Origin of the sequence: Puia sp., from assembly GCF_036500295.1 — a bacterium.
Classification (GTDB): domain Bacteria; phylum Bacteroidota; class Bacteroidia; order Chitinophagales; family Chitinophagaceae; genus Puia.
In genome coordinates this window covers 14,905-31,555 of record NZ_DASYCH010000033.1, presented here as the reverse complement: position 1 = coordinate 31,555, position 16,651 = coordinate 14,905, and the positions used below count along the sequence as shown (strand labels likewise).

The 16,651-nt window shown below is 55.5% G+C and carries 14 protein-coding genes; 4 read left to right on the top strand and 10 right to left on the bottom strand.

Going from position 1 to position 16,651, the window contains the following annotated elements:
- Positions 1-61 precede the first annotated feature (61 nt).
- Genes VGM48_RS06865 through VGM48_RS06855 form a run of 3 tightly spaced genes read right to left on the bottom strand, consistent with a single transcriptional unit; the run spans position 62 to position 1,879 of the window.
- A complete protein-coding gene (locus VGM48_RS06865; protein WP_331577395.1) occupies positions 62-781 on the bottom strand; it encodes a hypothetical protein in 720 nt (239 codons plus the stop codon).
- A gap of 44 nt (positions 782-825) precedes the next feature.
- The gene (locus tag VGM48_RS06860; RefSeq protein ID WP_331577393.1) at positions 826-1,317 is read right to left on the bottom strand and encodes an NADPH-dependent FMN reductase; all 492 of its coding nucleotides are present in this window, start codon (positions 1,315-1,317) and stop codon (positions 826-828) included.
- Complete coding sequence (locus VGM48_RS06855; RefSeq protein WP_331577391.1) at positions 1,280-1,879, bottom strand: HD domain-containing protein; 600 nt, start codon at positions 1,877-1,879, stop codon at positions 1,280-1,282. The genes VGM48_RS06860 and VGM48_RS06855 overlap by 38 nt, the downstream gene beginning before the upstream one ends.
- A gap of 56 nt (positions 1,880-1,935) precedes the next feature.
- On the opposite strand from VGM48_RS06855, the gene VGM48_RS06850 reads away from it, so the two are divergent.
- On the top strand, positions 1,936-4,422 hold the full coding sequence (locus VGM48_RS06850; protein WP_331577389.1) for a TonB-dependent receptor domain-containing protein: 2,487 nt from the start codon (positions 1,936-1,938) through the stop codon (positions 4,420-4,422).
- Between the two features lie 3 nt (positions 4,423-4,425).
- On the opposite strand, the gene VGM48_RS06845 is transcribed toward VGM48_RS06850, so the two are convergent.
- Positions 4,426-6,852 carry an ABC transporter permease gene (locus VGM48_RS06845; RefSeq protein WP_331577387.1) on the bottom strand — a complete coding sequence of 809 codons (2,427 nt, stop codon included), beginning with the start codon at positions 6,850-6,852 and terminating at the stop codon, positions 4,426-4,428.
- 272 nt (positions 6,853-7,124) lie between these two features.
- On the opposite strand from VGM48_RS06845, the gene VGM48_RS06840 reads away from it, so the two are divergent.
- Complete coding sequence (locus tag VGM48_RS06840) at positions 7,125-7,490, top strand: response regulator (protein WP_331577386.1); 366 nt, start codon at positions 7,125-7,127, stop codon at positions 7,488-7,490.
- Between the two features lie 57 nt (positions 7,491-7,547).
- On the opposite strand, the gene VGM48_RS06835 is transcribed toward VGM48_RS06840, so the two are convergent.
- The 6 genes from VGM48_RS06835 to VGM48_RS06810 form a co-directional block, all read right to left on the bottom strand.
- Positions 7,548-8,696 (bottom strand): HAMP domain-containing sensor histidine kinase, encoded by a 1,149-nt coding sequence (locus tag VGM48_RS06835; protein WP_331577383.1) that lies wholly within the window; start codon positions 8,694-8,696, stop codon positions 7,548-7,550.
- Between the two features lie 15 nt (positions 8,697-8,711).
- The gene (locus VGM48_RS06830) at positions 8,712-9,395 is read right to left on the bottom strand and encodes a response regulator transcription factor (protein ID WP_331577381.1); all 684 of its coding nucleotides are present in this window, start codon (positions 9,393-9,395) and stop codon (positions 8,712-8,714) included.
- A 59-nt stretch (positions 9,396-9,454) separates the two neighbouring features.
- Entirely contained in the window at positions 9,455-9,826 is a 372-nt protein-coding gene (locus VGM48_RS06825) for a response regulator (protein WP_331577379.1), read from the bottom strand.
- A 46-nt stretch (positions 9,827-9,872) separates the two neighbouring features.
- Positions 9,873-10,157, bottom strand: coding sequence for a hypothetical protein (locus tag VGM48_RS06820; RefSeq protein WP_331577376.1), 285 nt, complete (start codon positions 10,155-10,157; stop codon positions 9,873-9,875).
- Between the two features lie 411 nt (positions 10,158-10,568).
- The gene (locus VGM48_RS06815) at positions 10,569-11,315 is read right to left on the bottom strand and encodes a LytTR family DNA-binding domain-containing protein (protein ID WP_331577374.1); all 747 of its coding nucleotides are present in this window, start codon (positions 11,313-11,315) and stop codon (positions 10,569-10,571) included.
- Positions 11,316-11,334: 19 nt separating this feature from the next.
- The gene (locus VGM48_RS06810) at positions 11,335-14,235 is read right to left on the bottom strand and encodes a sensor histidine kinase (RefSeq protein WP_331577372.1); all 2,901 of its coding nucleotides are present in this window, start codon (positions 14,233-14,235) and stop codon (positions 11,335-11,337) included.
- A gap of 492 nt (positions 14,236-14,727) precedes the next feature.
- On the opposite strand from VGM48_RS06810, the gene VGM48_RS06805 reads away from it, so the two are divergent.
- Positions 14,728-15,324, top strand: a complete 597-nt coding sequence (locus tag VGM48_RS06805) for an RNA polymerase sigma factor (RefSeq protein ID WP_331577370.1) — start codon at positions 14,728-14,730, stop codon at positions 15,322-15,324.
- 70 nt (positions 15,325-15,394) lie between these two features.
- Positions 15,395-16,603: a FecR family protein gene (locus tag VGM48_RS06800; RefSeq protein ID WP_331577368.1), complete on the top strand. Its 1,209-nt coding sequence runs from the start codon at positions 15,395-15,397 to the stop codon at positions 16,601-16,603.
- Positions 16,604-16,651: the final 48 nt, after the last annotated feature.

Below are 16,651 nucleotides of genomic sequence, written 5' to 3'. Positions count from 1 at the left end.
CGGCGCCGGCTTTCTCGCCGAAAGCGCCCTCCATCTGTTAAAAACAACGTCATGACGCGTCTCACCCGGCATGTGTCTCACCCCCATCATCCGTCTCTCGCTCAGCATGTGTCTCACGCCCGTCATCCGTCTCCCGCTCAGCATGTGCCTCACGCCCGTCATCCGCGTCTGTGTCCAATCCTACCTGCGGCATATACCCCGCCCCAAACGCCTTCACCACCGACGCCGGCGTAAGCACCCGCACCCTTCCTCCCGGCCCCGCAACGCCGGCCGAATACCCCTCCGGCGCCCAGCGATAAACCAACCCCTCCCACACCAACCACGCATCCCCCTGCCATTCAATAAAACTTCCATCCGGCAGCCTCCCCAACTCCGCTTCAAATCGAACCTTCGAACCATCCTCCGCAACCCGCTCCCGGTGCAGGATCTTATCTATCTCACCGATCGGCGTCTTTTCATGAAACCCATATTCCGGATTCCCGGCTATCCATGCCCGTTTGAACCGGACGGCATCCGCCCGCCGGCACTCGAAACAAGGCCGGTGCCCCGCCGAGAACGCCGTCGCCTCATCAAAAAAGAAAAGCTCCGTCCACCGCCCCGGCGACATCACGACCCGCTTCCGGCCCTTAAAGGAAAGCAAACACGCGATCCATGCCTTCAGTCGGAAAGGCCGCGTCACCTCCTGCCGCTCGTTATGGATCACCCCCCGGTTGCCCAGCCAGTGACCCCTCGCCGCCGTACGGATGATATTCCCAAATGGATTGACTCTGTTTTGTAACATCGATCGGTTTTGTTTAGCATCCTGTTCGGTGCCGTCGCTCATTTTTATTGCGCATCCCTCGCAACCGGCGCATTCATCGTTTGCATAAACACCGCCATCAGTTGCTTCACCGCCTCCAGCGTCCCCGCATCGGTGATCTTCCCATCGGGACCAACCTTCGTTCGCACATAAGGGATCAGCAGATTCAGCCGGTCGATACTCTCCGCCTCGATCACCCGCAACGTCTCCAGCAACGCCGCATGCCCAAACCGCCCATCCGTCGAAGCCGTGATCAGCACGGTCGGCTTATGCGAGAAGTCAGCCGTCGCCACCGTCCAGTCGATCGCATTCTTCAACGACCCCACAACCCCATGCGCATACTCCGGCGTACAGATCAGCACCCCATCCGCACCGGCAAGCTTCTCACGAAAAGCGATCACCTCCTGTGGAACTCCTTCATCGATCAATCCGGGATCAAAATACGGCAACCGCCCGATCGCATCATACAGATCGATCGTTTCATCGCAATTCCAGCTGCGCCGCCACCCACCTGACATTTTCCTCCTTGCCCTTCGCCAGCAGCGTTCGGCAATAATCCGTAAAGAACACATGCCGCCGCAGCATCGTCAGCGTCTTCGAACCCCAGTCCGCCATCGCCATGCCCGTCCGCAACTCCATCTCCCGGCGCACAAGCGGGTCCGTCTGCCGGAACAACGGCGTACCCAGATGGTACGTGTCGGCATCGCAAATGATCTGCTCGGAAAGGGAATGAGGGCGGGAGGGAAGCCGGGTCGCCATGATACAGGTCGCAATCGCCGTCGTCAACTCCCGCGGCAGCTGACAAAGATATTGCCGCATCAGCACCACTCCCCGTTCTTCATGTCCTTCTATCGCCCCATACAAATGCCCGATATCATGAAACCAGGCCGCCGCGATCAGAATGAACAGTTCCCGCCCGGCAAGGGAATAATGCGTGGCGATCTCCCGGCAATGCAGGACAACGCCCTGCGTGTGCTCAAGATTATGATAGGGATAATGCGGAGCATCCCCCGCATCAAACGCCCTGGTCACCTGCCCGGTGATCTTTTTTTCGATACTGCCCCAATCAATATCCAACATAGGTTTCTACAGTTTCCCTCCAGAAAATAGCCTTAAATTTGCCCTTTACTGTGAACATGAACAAACTGTACGCGTTATTGTTGACCCTGTTTTGCGCTTCCCTCGCCAACGCCCAGGACAAGACCCCATCGAACGAATCCGTCGCCCGCATCACCGGCCGTATCGTCGACTCGCTTTCCCATCAACCCTTGCAATATGCAACGATCACGGTGTATAAGCAAAAAGAAACAAAACCCGCCGGCGGGGGCATGACCGGCCCCAAAGGCACGTTCGCCGTCGACGATCTGACCCCCGGCAGCTATACGCTTACCATCGGACTCATCGGCTATGCTCCCCATACGCTCCGCGCCGTCACCCTGGATGGGAAAAAAGCGGTAATACTTGGCGATATCATGGTCGGCAAGAAAGCCACCGATCTCCAGGCCGTCACCGTCACCGCACCCCGCGGCCTCGTCGAGAACAAGATCGACAAACTGGTGTACAACGTCGAAAAGGACGTCACCTCCCTCGGCGGCGTCGCGACCGACGTCCTGAAAAAAGTACCCATGGTCTCGGTCGACGTCGACGGCAACGTCGATATCATGGGGAACACCAACATCCTCTTTCTCATCAATGGCCGGCCCTCCAGCATCTTCGGCAATAGCCTTGCCGACGCACTGCAGGCCATCCCCGCCAGCCAGATAAAAAGCATCGAGGTCATTACCAGCCCCGGCGCCAAATACGACGCCGAAGGCACCGGCGGAATCATCAACATCATCCTTAAAGATAACAAGCTTAACGGCATTAACGGCAATCTCAGCCTTACCGGCGGATCCCGCCTGCAAAACGGTTCACTCAACCTCAACGCCCGGCATGGTAACTTTGGGATCAACGCCTTTTTCAGCGGCAATGCCCAACTTCCTTCCACCACCCGCAACTCCTCGATTCGCCGCTCCTACGATTCGGCCGGCAATCTTGTAGACAATCTGATGCAAAACGGCAGCAGCCGCTTTCTGCGCAACGGCTTCGAATCCGGCATCGGCTTCGAATGGGCCCCCGACAAACACAACACCATCTCCGCAAACGCCGGCTACGATAACTTTGGCAACCACAACCAGGGTACCACCGAACAACACGAACAAAAGTTCGATCCCGCAACAACGACACCCAATTTCGATCTGGCCAGCCTGATCCGGTCGACAAGCCAGTTCCGGGCCACCTCCCTCGACTGGGAACTTCATTATAAAAGAACGTTTGAACAGGAAGATCGGGAACTCGACCTTTCCATTGACGGCAGCCAGGGACACAACAGCAGCGCCTATACCCAGGCCCAAAGCATGCCCAACGGCGATTCCACCTTCGGCGGCTCCCAGGGGAGCAGCACCGGCCACGATCACGAAGTAAATTTCCGCCTCGATTATGTCCAGCCCTTCGGCGACAAGGTCCGGCTCGAAACCGGCGGCCGCGTTCAGTTGCGCCAGATCGCCAGTAACTCCCCGGTCTATACCTTTGACCCCGGCATCGCAGACTATCCGTACGACAGCAGCCAATCCAATGCCCTCACCTATAACCGCCATGTCTACGCCGGCTATGCCTCGCTCACCTTCCCGCTGTTCAATTTTCTCGACGTAAAAGGCGGCTTGCGCTACGAGCGCACGGAAACGGATGCCGGCTTTTCAAAAGCTCCGAACACGAATATCCCCGGGTATAATACCTTTGCCCCCACGATCATCTTCTCGCACAGCTTCGGCGACGAACAGACGCTGAAGATCGGCTACGCTCATCGCATCCACCGTCCGAACTATCGCTGGCTGAATCCCTATATCAACGCCAGCGACCCAAAGAACCTCAGCGGGGGAAATCCTTTCCTGCAACCCGAGGTCGCCGACAACTTCGACCTCACCTATAGCAGATCCTTCGAGAAAGGAAGCGCCATCAATGTACAGGCCTTCTACCGGAAGTCATCACACGATATCCAACCCTTCATCCAGTACTATCCCAACTTCACCCTCGGCGATTCCGTATACAGCGATGTCTCCGTCAGCCTGCCCATGAATGTAGGCGCGGAAGCAAATACCGGTGTCAATATCTACGGCTCCGTCCCCGTCGGAAAAAAACTCAACCTCCGCAGCAATATTTCGGTCTTCAACCGCCATATCACCACCGGTTCCCTCGGTGGCAGTGCGATCAACAGTTTCAACTATCGCATCAATCTCAACGCCTCCTACCAGCTCAGCTCCACCTTTATCCTCGAGTTCTTCGGCAACTTCAACTCCGCCCGCAACGAGATCCAGGGCCGGTACCCCTCCTTCACCTCGTATAATTTCGCCGCCCGCAAACAATTCTGGAACAAAAAGGCAAGCATCGCCTTCACCACCACAAACCCCTTCGGCTTCTATGTCGATCAGGCCACGGCCGTCAAAGGCTCGAACTTCACGCTCAACAGCCTCCGCCGCGTACCCTATCAGTCCTTCGGGATCAACTTCACCTATAAATTCGGGAAACTGGAATTCAAAAAAGACAAGGAAGAAGAAAAAGAACCGGCTCAGCCTGACTCGATGTAATGTTTATTCCGATCTCAGCGCCCGCACCGGGTTGGCCACCGCCGCCCGTATCGTCTGCACACTCACCGTCACCAGCGCGATCACCACGGCCGTCAGCCCCGCCACCACAAAAACCCACCAGGAGATCCCTACGCGATACGCAAAGCTCTCCAACCACTTGCTCATCGCCCACCAGGCCACCGGGAAAGCGATCAGCGAAGCGATCAATACCAGGATCGTAAAGTCTTTGCTCAGCAACGCCACGATACCTCCCACATTCGCGCCAAGCACCTTGCGGATGCCGATCTCCTTGCGCCGCTGTTCCGCGGCATAGGTGACCAGGCCAAACAACCCCAGACACGCGATCAGTATCGCAAATACGGCAAAGGTGATAAACACCTGCCCCGTCTGCTGCTCCGCATGATAAAGATTGTTGAAATCGTTATCCATGAACGTATAACTAAAAGGCAGGCCCACGGCCATGACCTTCCACTTTTCTTCTATCTGCCGCTCCATCGCGGCCGCCGTCCCCGGTCGCAGCCGCACCGCCATACTCCCGCGGTTGTCCCCCAGCGTCATGATCAACGGCCCCACCTTCTGATGCATCGAGCTGTAGTTGAAATCCTTTACGATCCCCATCAGGTGCATCTCCGTCGGCGCCATATTCCGGCCCGGCCGGTACAACTTCTCACCGGTGGCCGTCGCAAACCCGAGCATCTTCGCCGCCGCCTCATTTATAATGATCCCCGTTGAGTCGGTGGGAAACTGCTGCGGCGCGAAATTCCGGCCATTCACCATCTGCATCCCAAGCGTTGGAATATAATGCTCATCTACATTGAGCGAGGTCATCACCGTCACCCGCTTGGCATCCATCGAGGGATCACGAAACCATCCGTTCTGATTATAACCGCCGCCGGCCGTGGGCAGATCACCCGAAAGCGTCGCATTCTCCACCCCCGACAGCTTCAGCAGGTCTTGCCGGAAGCTCCTGATCGGATCACCCGCCCCATAGGCGCTGTGGATCACCAACACCTGCTCCCGGTTAAACCCCGGGTCCCGGCTACGGATAAATTGCAATTGCCGATAGATGACAAGCGTCGCAATGATCAATCCGATGGAGATGATAAACTGGAAAACCACCAGCCCGCCCCGCAGCCAGCTGCCCCGGAAGCCTGCCGCGACCTTGCCCTTCAATACGAGTATCGGCTGAAAAGAGGACAGATAAAAGGCCGGATAACTCCCGGCGATCACTCCCACCAGCAAAACAAGCACGACCAGCACCGGCAGCAGCCGCGCCGAAAATAACACCCCCGCATGCAATTCCTTGCCCGCAAGGATATTGAACATCGGCAGCAACAAAACCGCTATACCCAGCGCCAGCACCAGCGCGAAAAAACTCAGTAATACCGACTCCGTCAGAAATTGCACGATAAGATGCCCCCTCGTGCTTCCCGCTACCTTCCGGATGCCCACCTCCTTGGCCCGGTTCGCACTCCGCGCCGTGCTCAGGTTCATAAAATTCACACACGCGATCAGCAGGATCAGGATCGCGACGATCGAAAAAATATAGACGAATTGAATATTGCCGTTTGCCTCGAATTCATACGATTTGTCGGAATGCAGATGGATATCCGTCAGCGGCATCAGCTCATACTTGAAATGATTCCCCGCCTTTCGCATATCCTCCGCCGATGTGTGCAGCAGGTCCTGCAACTGCCGTCCCAGATAAGTACTGATCGTCGCATCCACCCGGCTTTGCATGAAGGCCCTCGACACGCCGGGACGCAAAAGAATATAACTCGTGTAGTTATTGCTCAGCCAGTCATTCTCATCCCCATGATTGAAAAAATCCCGCAAAGGCCGGATAAAATGGAAATGAAAATGCGACGCCTCGGGCATGTCCCTGATCACCCCCGTCACCCTGCAGATGGCATGATTCTCCAACTCCAGCGTCTTACCCAAGGCATCCGTAGCCCCAAAATACCGCCGGGCCGCACTCTCATCGATCACGATGCTGTTGGGTTCATTCAACGCCGTATTCGGATCCCCCGAGCTCATCGGGACCGTAAACACCTGGAAAAAGGTCGAGTCGGCAAAGACAAGCCGGTGATCCTGGATAAAACCGGCCCCCTTCTTTACCATGACGTCCGCCTGGTAATTCGTCCGCACCATCTGCTCCACCTGCGGATACTCCCTGACCAGGGTAGCGGCCAGCGGCCGGGGCGTCGCCACGGCAGAGAACTGCGTGTTATTGAAATAGATATCCGCGTCGACCCGATAGATCCGGTCCGCCCGGGCATTATAGCGGTCATAGCTCAACTCGTCGATCACATATAATACGATAAGCAGACAAACGCCGAGACCAGCCGCCAGCCCGACGATATTTATGGCCGAATAAGCCCTGCTTTTCCAGAGATTCCGCAGCGCCACTTTAAAATAATTCTTCAACATAGAACTCAGTTTAACTCACCCGCCGCCTCGCTCCCCGCCCGGCTTTTGGACGCACGGCCATATACAATGTTACACAAAATATCCAACCCCGTCCGGAAGCCGCGGCAGCTTTCGGCAACCCGGTTGGGGAAATTTCTCTACATATTGACTATCAACATCTTACTGATAACCCTAATGTGATCGGGCCCGGCGAAATTAATTTTTCTTCATATAGATGCCGGAGCTACGGGGAAGGAGTCGGAGCACATAATTTTACGGCCAAAAAGCGCGGCATGCCCGATCCCAGGAAAATCTTACTGGTTGATGACGATTTAGACCACCTTTCGATTTGCAAACTGATTTTGACTAACAGAGGATATAATATATTGGTACTCTGGAATACGGACGTTTTGCTCGAAGTAGTAAAGGACTTTATGCCCGATCTCATCTTCATGGACCACCGGATGCCTCACCGGGACGGCATCCAGTCGACAAGACTGCTCAAAACCAACGAATCCACCCGGCAGATCCCTGTCGTCTATTTCTCCGGGGTAGAAAAGGCTGAACAATTTTCAAAAGAGGCGGGAGCCGACGGTTTCCTCCCAAAACCCTTCAACATCGAATCCCTGCTCGCCGCCATCAACAAATATCTTCCCTGATGGCATCAGCCTCCCGCGTCACCGGCCCGTGCCGCATTGGTAATCCCCGACGGCTGCCTACGCAGAGAGCGCAGCCTCCCGCGTCACCGCCTCGGGCATCGGCAGACTGATCCTCACGGAAAACCGATGGTTGCCGCTGCTCACCTCGATCCTTCCCCCATGCAGCCGGATGATCTCGTTGCAAAGCCATAATCCCAGCCCCGCGCCCCGCTGGATAAGATCGCTGCGATAAAAGGCGACCTGCAGATTCTCCGTATTGACCTTCTCCGTTCCCGTAATATTGGTAAACTCCACCGTCAACTCCCCCGACATCGTCACCCGCCCCACCTTACAGGTGATCGCCGTATCCCTGACGCCATATTTGGCGGCATTCTCCACCAGGTTCAGCAACACGATCCGGATCTTATCCTCATCGGCCGTGACGATAAAATCCGCTGCCTCCTCGTCAAACCGGATCACGGGTTCGAGGTTCTTCTGACGCAGCAGGGGCAGCAACTGATTATAGACCTTCACGACCAGCACCGACAGATCGAACGGCCGCCGATAAAGGGAAGGCGATCCCACCCGCAGCTGACTGACCACCAGGAATTCATTGACCACCTCCTGCAACCGGCTGATCTCCTCCAACTGGTTGCTCAGTAAATGCCGCACACCCTCTTCCAGCCCCGGCTTCCGCAGCCCCACCTCCAGTTCCGTCCGCAGGATGGCCAACGGCGTCTTCAGCTCATGAGAAGCGCTGCCGAAGAAGTTCTGCTGCTGTTGCAGGGACTCGTCGATCCGGTGCATCATATCGTTGATGGTCACACTTAGGTCGTGCAGCTCGTCCCGGGTCCCGTTGACCGGGATCGGGTCCCGCATCTTATTGGTGTTGATATTCCGGGCCGCCTGGATGATCCGTTGCAGGGGCAGCAACAGGATGCGCGCCAGGATATAGGACACAAGCCCCGAGACCATGACACTCAGGATACTGCTCACGACAAGCAGACTGCGCAGCGTCCGCATATTGGCCTGCAACTGCTCATCGCTCGCGGCAACCATCCGCTCTGCAGACAGGCTCTCCTTCGTCCCCTGCACATAAGCAACCCGCAGCTTGCTGTCCCCGATCAGCATATCCCGGATGCGCCGGTATCCGGCAAGATTGAATAACAGGCTCAGCAGGATGAACACCACACTGAATGCCAACGTTATCTTTAGTTTAATACCCATGGAAAAGAAAAGGGGCTAGCTTTTAATGACTTCACCTTTCAGCAGATATCCTCTACCGATCACGGTCTGGATCAGCGGCTCCAGCGTGTCCTTGTCGATCTTCTTGCGCAGCTGATACATATGCACCTCCACGATATTGCTGCCGGGATCGAAATTGATATCCCAGATCTTGTCGAGGATCTGCGCCTTGGTCACCACCTGGTTGGAATGCGTGAGCAAAAACTCCAGCAACGCAAACTCCCGGTTGCTCAGATTGATCCGCACCCCGGACCGCGAAACCTCCCGGCTCAGCAGGTTCAGCTGCAGATCACCCACCGACAACTGATAGCCCGACTGATTTCCGCCCCGCCGCTGGATAGTGCGGATACGCGCCAGCATCTCATCGAAATCGAATGGCTTGCGCATATAGTCGATCGCCCCAAGGTCCAGCGCCTGGATCACCTTGTCCGTATCACCAAGCGCGCTAAGCACAAGCACAGGCGTCGGATGACGCGACTCTCGAAGATTGGTAAGAATTTCGAAACCATTCATATCCGGCAACATCAGGTCGAGGATGATCAGCTCGTATTCTGCGCCCCGCGCAGCCTCCAAACCCCCGGCGCCATCCATGAAATGATCACAGACATGCCCGGCCTCGGCAAGCCCCTCACCCAGGAATTGCCCCAGTTTGACCTCATCCTCGATCACAAGTATCTTCATCGTACAGGAAAAGTTCGGGATAACATTTTTTAAAGATAAGAAAAACAGCAGCTGAAAGATTAGATAAACTGCTGGGTCACTTCCATCAACCGGTCCAGCATATAAGGCTTCTTCAGCCAGCTGTCGGCCCCGGCCGCCCGGGCAAGCGATTCTATCCGGTCATGCGCGGAGAAATAAATGACCGGAATGCTCCGGTATACGGGATGCGCCTTTAGCATCTTCACCGCATCACTGCCGCAAACCGCGGGCATCTCATGATCCATAAAGATAAGATCGGGGCGAAATCGCCTCACTTCCTCATCCAGGATCTCCAGGCTCTCACAGCCCAATAAGGTCAACACCTGGTAACCCCTCCTTTGAAAGATCAGATTGACAGCTAACAAATGGTCGGGGTCGTCATCCACGATCATTATTTTTTTGGTTAAGGCCATTAAGGATGGATTGAAAGATACTGCTTGAAGAATAAAGGCGCGAAACCTATGCCAAAGTGCGCACGGCATCCACCCGCGCATCGATCGCCCCCCCGATAGTCCTGCTGAGGTTGCTCTCCTGGCCCGTGTCGACGAAGATCCAAACCCCGTTCTCCTTCTTCAACCGGATCGGTGGCAGCAGCGATCCTTCCTCCTGGGCCTCGGGCCGGATGTTGGTGACCGTATAGATCCCGGGTATCAGACACTCCACCTCCGCCTTCAACGGAAATTGCAGGTCATGATCCTGGACGTCGTACGTAAAGAAGAGAATATAAGGTAGACTATCTTCCATACCGCTATATTATCTACTAATATGCCAAACCGGAAAACGCAGTTGGCGGTCAGGGGATATTTTAACAATTGCAGGCAAATACATCTACGCCAAATATCGATGGATCAACCTCATCACGTCATCCATCAACCCGGACCTCAAATGGATAGACCTTTATTGATTATCAGCTATTTGCGCAGGAGTCAAAAACTTAGCGCCATTATAATTAAAAAAAAGCGCTTATTTTAGTTACAGAACGACATCCGGCTAGTACTAATCCTACAAGTAGGCTAAAAGATATTTAACGCTTGCGACAGGTTGTTTTAAGGGTCAAGACCATTCACTTACATAGGTAAGGATGGTCTTTTTTAGCATAAGGAACAGCCGGCATAAAGCCTGTCACCCGCATCAGGTCGCTAGTCCGCAGCAGCTCTAAAGCCCGAACCGGCTCAGGAACTCCGCCTTACGCCGCGCCGATACCTCGATCATATACGATCCCTCCATCTCCACAAACCCGCCTCTTCCCTTGTGATATTTCTTGATGTGCTTGATGTTGATGATATGCTTGCTGTGGATCCGCAGAAAAATATCCGGGGGAAGCAATTCCTCATATTCCCCGATCGTCTTCGTCGAAAGCAGCTTCTCGCCATTGGTCATAAAAAAATGCGTATACCCACCGCTCGCCTCACACCGGATGATGTCCGCGATAGAAATAAAGCTCAGACTGTCGGCATTCGGGATGGCAAGTTTATGCGCCATCGCCTCGGGATGCCGGAGATGCGAGAGCAGATTTTGCAGCTGACGGTTCACATTCCTGAGCCGCGACTGCTCCTCCGCCCGTGCGACAGCCGCACAAAGCTCCGGGATATTCACGGGCTTCAACAGATAATCCAACGCCGAATAACGAAAGGCCTTCACCGCATACTCATTATACGCCGTCACAAAGATCACCTCGAACGACACCGGCATCAGCCGGTCCAGCAGATCAAACGCATTCTCATGCGAAAGCTGGATATCCAGCAGGACCAGGGCGGGCTGAATCTTTCGGATCAACGCCTCCCCATCCTCAACTCCCGAAGCCGCTCCGACATACTCCGCATCGGCGCAAAATTCCTGCATCATGCCCTTCAGGATCTTGATGTTTTTGGGTTCGTCATCGATAATGACATAATTTATCATAGCAGATCTTGATTTCAATTCACAAAGGGAAACGAACGATAACCCGGGTGCCTTCACCCAACCCGCCCACCGCAGTGATGTCCTCGATCTCCGCCGAGATCGGCTCCTTCATCGTACTGTTCAGAATATCGATCCGCCGGGCCGTCAGCTCCATTCCCCTCGAAGGGTATTGCCCCGGCACCTGGCGCTTATACTGCGCCGCCCGCTCCCGGCCAACCCCATTGTCCTCGATCATACAGATCAGGAAATGCCCGTCCGACCGGAACAGGACCATGATCTTCCCCTGCTTGTCCTGCCGGTGGGCGATCCCATGCAGGATCGCATTCTCGACATACGGCTGCAGGATCATCGTCGGCAGCATCTGCATCCGCTTGTCGACATCCGCGGCGACAAAGATATCATAGTCAAACGCTTCTTCAAATCTTCTCTTCTCCAGCTCAAGATAAGTGGAAAGATAGTCGATCTCCTCCTGTAACGTAAGTTGCGACCGCGCCGAAATATCCAGCGTCTGCCGGATCAGCCGGGAGAAATGAGTGATGTATTCGTTGGCTCCCCGGATATCCTTCTCCATCACGAACAGCTGGATGGAATTGAGACTGTTGAAGATAAAATGCGGATTCATCCTGCTTCGCAGCGCCATCTGCTCCAGTTCGGCCATCCTGGCCGCCGTCGCCGTTTTTTCGGCCTCCTTCCGCCTTATCGTCCGGACCCGGTAGCTGAAGGTCAGCCAGACCAGCCCCGCGATCAACAGCACCAGGCCGATCCGCACCCAGGTAAGTTCCCACCAAGGCTTATCGATCGCAAAGGGCAGCCGCAACGTCCCGCTGATGGCGCCCGATGGGTCGATCGCAAGCACCTGTAGTTCATAACGGCCAGGCGGCAGGGAAGGGTAGTGCAGAAAAGTTTGGTCCGTAGTCGCCCAGCGGTCATCGATGCCCAAAAGCCGGTACCGGTAGTCGATCGGCCCGCTATTCCGATAGGAGATGCCGACATATTCGATTTGCAGATCGTTGTTTCGGTAAGGAAGAATAAAGTTCGCGGTGTCCAGTGGCCACGAACCGCCAGAAATATGAATACCCGTCAAACGCAACCGGCAATCCTTGCTGCGAACGATCCGGTCTTCCTGAAAAACAAGCATCCCGTCGGGCGTGCCGGCATAGACCCTTTGCCCATCCACATACACCGTGTTGATGACATCCACGCCAAGTCCCTCTGCCCCCGTAAAAGGAGTGATGATATAACCGCCGTCCCGCGGCGCCACCCGGTTCAATCCCTTATCCGTTCCCACCCACACCGACCCCCCCACGGCATATAGACAACGGCAGATATTGCTCGTCAGCCCATCGGCAACCGTGAACCGGCTCACCGGCCGCCCCTTTCTCAGCAACACAAGACCCTCTCCATAAGTGGCCACCCATATGCCGCTGTCCGGCGCGGCCGTGATCGCCGAGATCCGGCCTTCCAGCAGTTCTTCCGGTTGGGTCCGCCTGCTGAGTGAAACGGCATACAGTCCATTCAGCGTCCCCACAAAACAACGGTCTCCCCGGACCCACCCACAGGTGGACCGCCCCGGAAATACCGTGTCGAGCAACGTTCCGCCGGGCAATCGCAACCGGCGGACATTGGAACCGGAAAACTCGATGAGCATCGAGTCACCCGTTTTGCGAATCGCCTTCACCGCCCCCCGATGCCACAACCTCCGGCTCTGACCCCTCGGCGCATCAAATCGGAACACCCCCGCATCTGTTCCCGCAAGGATACTGTTGTTCCCCAGGTCCTCGATCGCAGTGATCCGGCCCCGGCTGAACTTGTCATCGACCTTCATCGACCGGAAGGTTTTCTCTCCTTCCTGCCGGCTCCAGAGGTAGAACCGGTCCGTCCCCGCATACAGCGTATTGCCGATCCGCTGGATGGTAAACACCGGGAACACCGTATTTCCCTCCCGGAACGTATAGCGTTCCACATCCCGGTTGGCAAGACGATGGACCCCGCTGCCAAGCGTGCTGAACCAAAGCCCGCCCTCCGCATCCTCCAACGCGCCATTCACCATCTGGCCGGGCAGAAAGCTGTCGACGATCCGGTGCTGACGGACATTGTATAGATAAGTGGAAGAATAGGAGTTGAGCGTCACGCTGCTGTCGTCGATACGCGAAATATGCAAAAAGCCTTTTGGCGATGGGATCCTGACCCGGCCCGGTTCCTTTGCCTGTAAAAAGGTAAGGCTGTCTTTATCCTCATAGATCAGCAGCTCCGGCCCGAGGTAGGTGGACGTATAATTATTCTCCCCCTCGCCTTCCAGGTCGCCCGTTCTCACCAACACATCATGTCGGATGACCGCCACCTGGGCGCCTGGTGAGTGAGAACTGATGAAGAATTTGCATTCCCCTTTTTCATCAAGCCCCGCTTGCACGACCATGAAAGGCCATCCTTCGAAGCGGTCGATGATGGTGATCTTCCCACCCGGATGCACCACATCGATTGCCTTGGATTCCGCGATGATAAGGTCCCCATGGACGTCCTCGTTCACCGAGATCACCTCGCTGCCGATCTTCAGCCTTCCCAGCAGCGGATCATTCTGTTGATTGTGGATCATCCCATTCAGATAGTAACAGATACTGTTCTTAAAAGGTACGATCCACACCCGGTTGCGGGAATCCACAAAAACTTTGATGATCTCGTTGTCGGGCAACCCATCGCTCATATAAAAATTGCGGAAATGGGTCCCGTCAAACCGGCTGAGTCCCGTCTCGGTCCCAAACCAGAGAAACCCATCCCTGTCCCGGGCCATACTGTATACGGTTGACCCGGCGAGCCCATCCTTCACAGTATAATCCGCATAACTATGTTCCTGGCCCGCCGCCGGAATGCAAAAGCCGCCAGACAAAAAACCGAGCAGGAACAATAGCCAACACCTTGACAAAAAAAAGAATTTGGGGAAAGATAATACAAAAAAACCCGCCGTTCAGGCAGGTTAATTCATTCAGGGTAATGTGCACAGGCTGGGTAAAGGGCGCAAGACCAATCGGGCGTCTCCACAAATATGCTCCCGATTCCGCGTCCAGCCTAACCGCAGGCAGTTCCATTTCCTCCCTTTATCAATATTCTTATTAACCATTAAGCACATCCACTTAGCATCCCTCCAGAATTGTGGAATGGCGTCGCCCGAATTCCCCGCTTTACACAAAAAAGCCCGGATAGACATCCAGGCCGTTGCTAAAATCCAATATCCTATTAAAAGCCTACCGCTACTCCTGCAATTGCCGGGCCACCATAACACAAAGCCGGTTCACCGCTCATCCATCCACACCCCATCCCACGCCGGTAGATATTTCCCATTCGCCGATACTACTTGCTCCGTATTGCCTTTTTCTCTAGTTTTAGCGGTGATCCTTGGTTAAGGTTTTGCTTGTCAATGGAAACTCTACAAAACGAAGAGCAATTGGTTGCGGCCATGCAGGCCGGCGGAGAAGAAGCATTTACCGCTCTCTATCATTTCTACAGCCCACGCCTCTATCTGAATATACTCGGCATGGTCCGGGATCCCGTCATGGCCGAAGAAATGGTCCAGGTCCTCTTTACAAAACTCTGGCAAAAACGGACGGCCAAAGGCCTCGGGGACGACTTCACCGCATACCTCTACCGGATGGCGCTGAACCTCGTCCACGACTTCTTCCGCAAGTTAAAACGCGATCGCAAACTCCGGCAACGCTTTAGTCTCCTGGCAGGCGAGGCCTATGAACCCGGCGAACAACCCATCGACCACCGGCAACTTTCGACCCTTCTCGACACCGCGCTGGAAAGGCTTCCGACACAGCAAAAACGGGCCTGGCAGCTCATCAAGGTCGAGGGCTATACCTACAAGGCCGCCGCCATGGAAATGGGCATCTCCCCGCTCACCGTAAAAGAATATCTCGTGGCCGCCAATAAATCCATCCGTAATAATATTATTACCAGCACCGGCGTCCCGCTCGGCCTCCTGTGTCTGACCGCCTTCGGCCTGCTTTCCTGAAATTTTTTTTCCACGACACCCCCCCGGTCGTTCCCTCCGCGCGTTTCCAGGTAAATAAAAAAACCAAAACGTGCCGACATCTCCTGACGCCCAACTGCTTCAACGGCTCCGCGCCGGAAACCTATCCCCGGCGGATATCGACACCCTTATCTCCTGGCTATCCGAAAAAGAGCTGTCGCCGGAAACCAAAGAGATGCTGCTGCAACAATTACATCATCCCGTTTCCAATGCCGGCATCGACCCCCGGCTCCGCTCGATGCTGGAAGCAAAACTTCCCGCGATCCTCGCAAAACGGCGCCGCGTGATCGACATCGCATGGGTGCGTTATGCCTCGGCCGCCGCCGTACTGCTGCTGGTCACCGCCGGCGTCTTTCTGCTCAACAACAAACAAAAACCGAAGTCTTCCATTGCCGGGACAGCGCCGGCACTGCCCGATATCGCTCCGGGCAAACAGGGCGCCATCCTGACCCTCGCCGACGGCAGCACCGTGGTGCTCGATAGCCTGGGCAACGGCCTTGTCGCTACCCAGCACGGCGCCAAAGTACTGCTACACGACGGCCGGCTGGATTATCATCCCGATGCGCCGGGCAACGCCGCCGCGCCCGCTAACCCCGCCGCCTCCGCGTCGCTCGCCTATAACACCATGACCACGCCAAAGGGCCGCCAGTTCCAGCTCACGCTGCCTGACGGTACAAAAGTCTGGCTCGACGCCGCCTCCTCCATCCGCTACCCGACGGAATTCACCGGCGGCAGCCGCCGCGTGGAACTCACCGGTGAAGCCTATTTCGAAGTGGCCCCGCAAAATGGCGGTGCAGCTCCGTTTATCGTCGATGTCAGCCATAGCTCGCAGGTGCAGGTACTCGGTACCCACTTCAATATAAATGCCTATGCCGATGAGCCCGCCACCAGCACCACCTTGCTCGAAGGCGCCGTCCGTATCGTCAACGGTGACCAAAACGCTATTCTGAAACCCGGCCAGCAATCCAGGACCATCACCGGCAACAACGCCATCATGGTCATACCCAATGCCGATACGGAAAAAGCAATGGCCTGGAAGAACGGCGTGTTCGATTTTCAGGACGCCACGCTCGAACAGGTGATGCGCCAGCTCCAGCGCTGGTATGATATCGATGTAGTCTATGAAAAAGGGATCCCCAAACTCGAGTTCGTCGGAACGATGGGCCGGGACCTCTCCCTGAACGCCGTATTGAACGGCCTTGAAATGTCAAAGGTCCACTTCCGGCTGGAAGCAGGCAAGCGATTGATCGTTTTACCGTAAATAAACCGCCATGAACCAAAACCGGCTCGAATAAACAGTAAGGACCAT